Origin of the sequence: Phenylobacterium sp. (assembly GCF_028290885.1) — a bacterium.
Taxonomy (GTDB): domain Bacteria; phylum Pseudomonadota; class Alphaproteobacteria; order Caulobacterales; family Caulobacteraceae; genus Phenylobacterium.
This window is the reverse complement of the sequence record NZ_JAQGIZ010000303.1, coordinates 21674-29624: the sequence shown is the minus strand read 5'-3', so window position 1 is coordinate 29624 and position 7951 is coordinate 21674. Positions and strand designations below refer to the sequence as shown.

Here is a 7951-nt window from a genome sequence, read left to right as displayed (position 1 = left end):
GCGGCCGACCTGCTCACCGGGGTCAGCATCCACCGCGACGTGAGGAGCTGGGACAAACCCTCCGACCACGTACCGTTCGTGATCGAGCTCGACGTCTAAGCCCCTCGCCTTTGAGGGGACTCAGGGCTTAGCTTCAGGTCATGGACGATCTCACCCGGCTCCTGGTCCTGCTGGTCGTGGCCGGCGTCGCCCTCACCCTGCTGGCCGGCGCCGGGCGCTGGTACATGGACGAGGGCCGCCGGGTGCGGCGCGGCCTGAAGGCGGTGCTGAAGGGCGACGTCCACGGCTTCCTGGTGGCGCGCGGACGCGGGCGCGGCGTCGGCTTCGATTTCACGTCGAACATGATGGCCGTGGTGTGGGACCAGGGGGCCTGGGGCCTGGTCTATGCGCTCGACGAGCTGATGGGCGCCGAGGTGATCGTGGACCAACAGGTCGTGGGACGTGTGCACCGCGGCGAGGCGCGCCGGGCGCTCGATGCGTTCGACGCGGAGGCTCGGGTCGCCCTTCGCCTGGTGTTCGACGACCCCGCCCATCCGGACTTCGTGCTCGACCTTTGGCTGCCCGAGGATGAAGGGCGCCGCGACGAGCTGCCGCCCAGTGAGGCCATCGCAGAGGCCAACCGCTGGCTCGCCCGCATCGAGGCCCTGCTACGCAAGCCTGTCGCCAGGCGAGGCACGGCGCCGGCCGTCACCCCGGCCGCCGATCCGTCGCCGCTCGATCAGCCGCCTCCCCCGCCCGGCCGCCCCGCGCCGATTTTCAATCGCGAGGACATTGAGGATGACGACCAGGAACCTATAATTTGACAGTGTAAATTTATAGAGCCACACTGCTCGCTCGGAGGCCCTCCCATGCTGAGCCTGATCGCCGCGGCGAGCTACTTCCTCGCCATCCACCTGCTGGTCTCGGGCACTCGCGTGCGCGACGCCTTGACCGGCCAGATCGGGGTCGCGCGCTACATGGGCTTCTTCGCGATCGCCTCGGTCGCCGGTCTGGCTTGGCTGATAATCGCCTTCGCCCAGGCCCGCCAGGCGCCGGCGAACGACGTGTATTGGACCATCAGCCCGATCACCCGCCAGGTGCAGATCGGGCTCCAGTTGCTGGCCACGCTGCTGGTCGTGCCGGGCCTGACCACGCCCAACCCTGCCAGCGTCCGCCAGGAGGGCGCGCTCGACCGGCCGAACGCGGTGCGCGGCATGCTGCGGATCACCCGCCACCCGTTCCTCTGGGGCGTGGCGATCTGGGCGGCCGGCCACCTGCTGGTGAACGGCGACGCGGCCTCCGTCGTGCTGTTCGGCTCGATGCTGCTGCTGGCGCTGGTCGGCACGGCCAGCATCGACGCCAAGCGCCGCCGCGCGCTGGGCGCCAAGTGGGAGGCCTTCGCCGCCCAGACCTCGAACGTCCCGTTCGCCGCCATCGTCCAAGGCCGCCAGCGCCTCAAGATCGGCGAGATCGGCTGGTGGCGGATCGTACTGGCCGTCGCCGTCTGGGCCCTGCTCGCCTGGGCGCACCCCTACCTGTTCGGCGTCAGAGCCCTGCCCTAGCCGAGCGCAAACGCCACGGCGGCCTCGCAGTGGGCCACAGCGGTGTCGACTGTCGGCAGCGGCATCTCCGCGGGGTCGAGCAGCAGCCCGATCTCGGTGCAGCCGAAGATGATCCCGTCGGCGCCCGCCGCCCTTCCCTTTTCGATCATGGCCAGCACCACGGCCTTGGAGGCCTCGCTGATCACGCCCTTGACCAGTTCGTCGTAGATGATGGCGTGCAGCCGGTCCCGGTCGGCCTTGTCCGGGGTCAGCACGCCGAGACCCGCCGCTTCCAGCCGCTCGCGGTAGAACGGCTTTTCCATCGTGAAGCGGGTGGCGAGCAGCAGGGCGTTGCTGACGCCCTTCGCCTTGAGCGCCTGGGCCGTGGCGTCGGCGATGTGGATCAAGGGTGTGCTGACCGCCGCCTCAACCTGCGGCGCGTTGAGATGCATGGTGTTGGCGCAGATCAGGATCGCCTGCGCGCCCGCCACCTCGAGACGCCGCGCCGCCTCCGCCATTTCCCGGCCGGTCGCGTCCCAGTCGTCCTTCGCCTGCAGCTCGGCGATCGGGGCGAAGTCCACCGACCACAGCACGAGCTGCGCCGAGTGCAGCCCGCCCAGCCGCTCGCGGACCAGGCGGTTCAGCGTCTGGTAGTAGACCGTCGTGCTCTCGGCGCTCATGCCGCCGATGAGGCCCAATGTCTTCATGGACAGGCCATGCGCATCAGATGTCCGCGTAGACGTGGCGCTCGGCCGCCGCGCCGGGGTGGGTCACGGCGCCGAGATGCGCCGGTCCGACGATCTGGGCGTATTTCCACAGCGCGCCGGAGCCGTAGCTGGTCTCCCGCGGCCGCCAGGCGCGCGCCCGATGCTCCAGCTCGATCGGGTCGACCTCCAGCTCCAGGGTGCCGGCGTCGGCGTCGATAGCGATGATGTCGCCGTCCTTCACCAGCGCGATCGGGCCGCCCGCCTGGGCTTCGGGCCCCACGTGGCCGACGCAGAGGCCGCGCGTGCCGCCGGAGAACCGGCCGTCGGTGACCAGCGCCACCTTGTCGCCGCGGCCCTGGCCCGACAGGGCGGCGGTGGTGGACAGCATCTCGCGCATGCCCGGCCCGCCCTTGGCGCCCTCGTAACGGATCACCAGGACTTCGCCGTCCTTGTAATCGCCGGCCTCGACCGCGGCGAAACAGGCCTCCTCGCCGTCGAAGACCCGCGCAGGCCCTCGGTGGCTGCGATGCGACTGCATGCCGGCCACCTTGACGATCGCGCCGTCGGGGGCGAGCGATCCCCAGAGGCCGACCACGCCGCCGGTGGGCGACAGGGGTTTGCCGACCGGCCGGATCACGTCCTGGTCGTCGCGCCAGCGCACGCCTTCCAGGTTCTCGGCGATGGTCTTGCCGGTGACCGTCATGCAGTCGCCGTGGATGTGGCCGCCTTCCAAGAGGGTCTTCAGCAGCATGGGCATGCCGCCCGCCTCGCCCATGTCCTTGGCCACGAAGCGGCCGCCGGGCTTCATGTCGGCGATGTGCGGCGTGCGGGCCGCGATCTCGGCGAAGTCGCGCAGGGTGAATTCGATGCCGCACTCATGGGCCATGGCCGGCAGGTGCAGGCCGCCGTTGGTCGACCCGCCGGTCGCCGCCACCACCACCGCGGCGTTCTCGAAGGACTTGCGGGTGACGATGTCGCGCGGCCTAAGCTGGGTCTCGATCAGCCGCACCACCGCTTCGCCGGAGGCCACGGCATAGGCGTCGCGGCTCTCATAGGGCGCGGGAAGCGACGCGGAGAGCGGCAAGGCCAGGCCGATCGCCTCGGAGACACAGGCCATGGTGTTGGCGGTGAACTGGCCGCCGCAGGCGCCGTCCGACGGGCAGGCGTGCTGTTCCAGGTCGCAGAGGTCCTCGAGCGTCATCTTGCCGGCCGAGTGCATGCCGACGCCCTCGAAGACGTCGACCACGGTCACGTCCTTGTGGCGCCAGCGCCCCGGCAGGATGGATCCGCCATAGAGGAAGACCGACGGCACGTTCAGCCGCAGCATGGCCATCATCATCCCGGGCAGACTCTTGTCGCATCCGGCGATGCCCACCAGGGCGTCGTAGCTGTGCCCGCGCATGGTGAGCTCGACGGAATCGGCGATGACGTCGCGGCTGACCAGCGAGGAGCGCATGCCCTCGTGGCCCATGGCGATCCCGTCGGTGACGGTGATGGTGACGAACTCGCGCGGCGTCGCGCCGGCGGCCTTGACCCCCTGGCTGACCGCGTGCGCCTGCCGCATCAGCGCCGTGTTGCAAGGCGCCGCCTCGTTCCAGCAGGAGGCGACGCCCACGAAGGGCTGGGCGATCTCGCGGCTGCCGAGGCCCATGGCGTAATAGTAGGACCGGTGCGGCGCGCGCGACGGCCCCTCGGTCACATGACGGCTGGGCAGCCTCGTCTTGTCCCAGCTTCCGTCCGGTTTGCGGTGCATGCAAAGCGCCTCCTACGTCGAGGAGCCTTCCATAAGCGTGCGGCGCAGCGCGCGAAAGGCCCCTCGCGCACTCCGCTCCGCGGTGCGCCGCCACTCAACCTAAAGCTGAGTAATCCTTCGCGGACGCAACCTGTTGCTGCCTGGAAATTGTGTTTCCGAGGAGTCCGTATGTTCACGAACAATGTTTTATAAGGACAATTTCCCAAATCCGAAAATCCGGTACGCCAAGATGATCGAGGTCACACTGCAATCAAGAATGGCGAGATCGAGGACCATGCAAAGTTCGTGCGGGGATCTCGCACAGTTCTCGCACTGCACAAAGCCACTCTGCGGCCGAGATTTTGAGAAACCACGCTCTTCGAAACTGTGTCCCCAAAGCCAACACGGGTGAGGCGTCTTTAGTTATCGCTGATCACTTATCCCATTCACGTTGACGGCCACGGACGTCTGCTTCAGCTTCCCCCGCAAGCGCAGAAAATAGCGCTTCCGAAAATTCATAAGGCTGCGGGGAGGCAGTTCACACATGCAGTGGAAACACGCCCTAATGGCGTCCAGCGCCATACTGGTCGCCGCGCTCGGCACGACGGCGCACGCTCAAACCAGGCCAAGCGCCACGGCCGCGGCAAGCAACACCATCGAAGAGCTGGTCGTCACTGCCGAAAAGCGCGCGCAAAGCCTGCAGGACGTGCCGGTGGCCGTCTCGGCCTTCACCTCCGAGAAGCGTGACCTGATCGGGATCACCACGATCACCGACATGACCAACTTCACGCCGGGCCTCGAGTATAACGCTTCGAACGACCGCAACACCTTGCGCGGCGTCGGCCGGCTGACGAACGTGCACGCCGCCGATATCAGCGTCGCCCAGTATTCGGACGGCATCTACACCTCCTCGACCGTCGAGGCCGGCAAGACGCCGCTGTTCGTGGATCGCGTGGAAGTGCTGCGCGGACCGCAGGGGACCCTTTACGGCCGCAACTCGATCGGCGGCGCGATCAACATCATCTCGAAGCGGCCGACCGAGGACTTCTACGCGGAAGTCCGCGCCAACTACCAGAACTACGACCACTTCATCCTCGAGGCCGCCACGTCGGGTCCGACAATGATCCCCGGCGTTCAATTCCGCCTGGGCGCCAACTGGGAGAAGCAGACGGAGGGCTGGTTCCACAACGTCGTCCCCGGTCAGCCGGACGAAGGCGGGATCATCGACCAGCAGTATGTCGAAGGTCAGCTGAAGTTCAAATTCAACGACAACTTCGACGGTTGGGTGAAACTGGCCTGGGCGCAATGGCACAATGACGGCGGCGGACCCGGGTCGCGCAACGGCTATTCGCCAACGCCGTTCCCGACCTACGAGTCCGCCAACCTCGGATTCCGCATCAACCCGGGCTACGCCTGCTTCCCGAACACCGGCGTCAGCAAGGTGTCCACCTCAGGCGGCGTCTCGCTGGCGCAGGCCTGCGTCAACCCGGCGAGCACCGATCCGCGCAGCTTCTCATCCACCGCGGCCGCAAGGGCCAAGCTGCTCGCCACCTGGATCGGCGCCACCGAGTTCACCTATCACTTCCCCAGCATGGACCTGAAGTACATCGGCGGCGGCACGCACTATAACTACAGCGCGAACCTGCCGGGCGATTCGCCGAACATCACGCAGTTCACGCTTCCGAATTTCGCCGGCGGCCCTGGCGCCGTGATCGATCCGCGCTTCACGGCCGAGTATCGGGAGGCGCTGAGCTGGATCAGCCACGAGGTCAACCTGGCCTCGACCGACAGCGGTCCGTTCCAGTGGCTGGCCGGCCTCTATTACTACGATGAGAGCTATCAGCAGCCGACGGCCGGCACGCTGCCCGACCAGCCGCAGCTCAACGGGCCCTTCGTCACGGGCGCGACCTGCGCCTTCACCGGAAACGTCTGCCCGAACACGGTCGGCAAGAACCGCTTCTATGACGACCGGCCGGATATCCAGACCGAGAGCAGGGCGGCTTACGGCCAGATCGACTGGAATTTCGTCGAACACTGGAAGATGACCCTCGGCATTCGTTACACCCACGACCGCAAGCACGGCACCGAGTCGGGTCGCCTGACTTGCTTCGATCAGGCGGTCTGCTTGGCGAGCCCGACCAATCCGCCTGGCTTCACGGCTGGCTTTCCCCCCGAGGTCCTGGGGAATTTCCTGGTCGACCTGACCCAGATCCCGATCATCGTGACGAACGGACTCCTGCCCGGGCAGCCGGGTGCGCCGGGCGTGGCCAAGGGCGTCTCGTCCCTGACGACGATCGACCCGGCCACTGGCTTCGCCATACGCCACTATGACGATCACTGGTCGGCCACGACCGGAACCGCCGGCGTGCAATGGGACCCCGAGCCGGGCACCATGGCCTATTTCCGCTATAGCCGCGGCTACAAGGCGGGTGGCTTCAACCTCGGCAACGGCGCCTTCTTCGGCGCCAACCCCGAGACCAATCCGGAGCACGTGAACGCGTTCGAGATCGGCCTGAAGAAGGACTTCGGCCGCACGCTGCAGACCAATATGGCGGTGTTCTACTACGACTACTCGGACGCCCAGGTGCCGATCCAAATCGTGCCGACCGGCGGCGGCATCGGCACCGCCCAGTCGGTATTCTTCAACGTCCCGAAATCGGTATCCCAGGGCTTCGAACTGGAATCGATCTGGCAGCCGATCGATCACCTCCAGATCCTGTTCAACTATTCCTATCTGGACGCCCACATCACCAGGGGCGCCGGCGTCATCGATCCGGCCGACCCCACGGCGGTCGCGGCCGGCGCCAAGCCGACTTCGGCCGCAGGAACCTGCGCGGCCAATCCGACCCTTCCCTGCGACGCCTTCACGGGCAATCTCGCACGCGGTCAGGACCTGTCGGGGGGCAACCTGCCCAACGCACCGAAGAACAAGGTGGCGTTCAACATCAACTACACCTTCGACGTTCCGATGGGTTCCTTGACGACCGGGGCGACCTATGTCTGGCGGGACAAGCAGTACGGCTCGATCTTCAACCGCGCCTACTATCAGTCCCCGTCCTACGACCAAGTCGACCTGCGGGTCGTCTTTAAGGACAAGGACAACAAGTACACGGTCGTCGCGTTCGTGAAGAACCTCCTGGACGACCTCGGCTACGAGGGCGGGGCGACGGCGAGCCGCCAGGCTGGCTATGTGCCGGCCTACACCCTGGGCCGGCCCGGGTTGGCCCCGACGCCGATCGTTCAAGGCATCGCCGTCACCTATCCGCTCACGCCGCCGCGCACCTACGGCATCGAGCTGCAGTACCGCTTCTAGGGTTCAGATCCGAACTCGGCAAAGGCGCTCCGCTCCGGCGGGGCGCCTTTGTCTTTCGGGGCGACGACGCGGCCGTGGCGGGCGCTTGCGCCCGACATCCGCGACCGGCTTAGAGCGCCTTTTCGATCTCGGCGGTGATCTCCGGGGCTTCCGGTTCGGTGCGCGGGCCGAAGGCGCGGATGGCCTCGCCGTGCTTGCCGATCAGGATCTTGTGGAAATTCCAGACCGGCACGGCGGGCTCGCCCAGCTGGTCCTCCGCCCACTTGTAGAACGGGTGCGCAGTCTCCCCCTTCACGTCGACCTTCGAGGTCAGCGGGAAGTCGACGTTGAAGCGGGTCTCGCAGAACGCCTTGATGTCGGCCTCGATCCCCGGCTCCTGGCCGGCGAACTGGTTGCAGGGCACGCCCAGGACGACCAGGCCCTTGTCCTTGTAGTCCGAATAGAGCTTCTCCAGCCCGTCGTACTGCGGCGTCAGCCCGCAGGCCGAGGCGGTGTTCACCACCAGAACCACCTTGTCCTTGAAGCTGGTCAGCGGCAGCGGCGCGCCGTCGATGGTGTCGAACGAATAGTCGTAGGCGCTGGCGGTCATGGCGGGTCTCCCGGATGTGTGGCGCAAGGCTAGCGCCTCCGGCCCGCCCATAACAGGACCCCCTCGCGCGGCGCCGGAAGCACATTGTGT

6 protein-coding genes are annotated in these 7951 nt (G+C 67.1%); 3 read left to right on the top strand and 3 right to left on the bottom strand.

Going from position 1 to position 7951, the window contains the following annotated elements:
- Positions 1-140: 140 nt before the first annotated feature.
- Together JWP28_RS19970 and JWP28_RS19965 are read left to right on the top strand one after the other, a co-directional pair.
- Positions 141-803 carry a hypothetical protein gene (locus tag JWP28_RS19970; RefSeq protein WP_299545606.1) on the top strand — a complete coding sequence of 221 codons (663 nt, stop codon included), beginning with the start codon at positions 141-143 and terminating at the stop codon, positions 801-803.
- A gap of 45 nt (positions 804-848) precedes the next feature.
- Entirely contained in the window at positions 849-1541 is a 693-nt protein-coding gene (locus tag JWP28_RS19965) for an NnrU family protein (protein WP_299545605.1), read from the top strand.
- Here JWP28_RS19965 and JWP28_RS19960 read toward each other — a convergent pair.
- Together JWP28_RS19960 and ilvD are read right to left on the bottom strand one after the other, a co-directional pair.
- Complete coding sequence (locus tag JWP28_RS19960) at positions 1538-2227, bottom strand: aspartate/glutamate racemase family protein (RefSeq protein WP_299545604.1); 690 nt, start codon at positions 2225-2227, stop codon at positions 1538-1540. The genes JWP28_RS19965 and JWP28_RS19960 overlap by 4 nt on opposite strands.
- Before the next feature lie 16 nt (positions 2228-2243).
- On the bottom strand, positions 2244-3980 hold the full coding sequence (gene ilvD, locus JWP28_RS19955; RefSeq protein ID WP_299545603.1) for a dihydroxy-acid dehydratase: 1737 nt from the start codon (positions 3978-3980) through the stop codon (positions 2244-2246).
- Positions 3981-4503: 523 nt separating this feature from the next.
- On the opposite strand from ilvD, the gene JWP28_RS19950 reads away from it, so the two are divergent.
- Entirely contained in the window at positions 4504-7272 is a 2769-nt protein-coding gene (locus tag JWP28_RS19950; protein WP_299545602.1) for a TonB-dependent receptor, read from the top strand.
- A 109-nt stretch (positions 7273-7381) separates the two neighbouring features.
- On the opposite strand, the gene JWP28_RS19945 is transcribed toward JWP28_RS19950, so the two are convergent.
- Entirely contained in the window at positions 7382-7861 is a 480-nt protein-coding gene (locus JWP28_RS19945) for a glutathione peroxidase (protein WP_299545601.1), read from the bottom strand.
- Positions 7862-7951 lie beyond the last annotated feature (90 nt).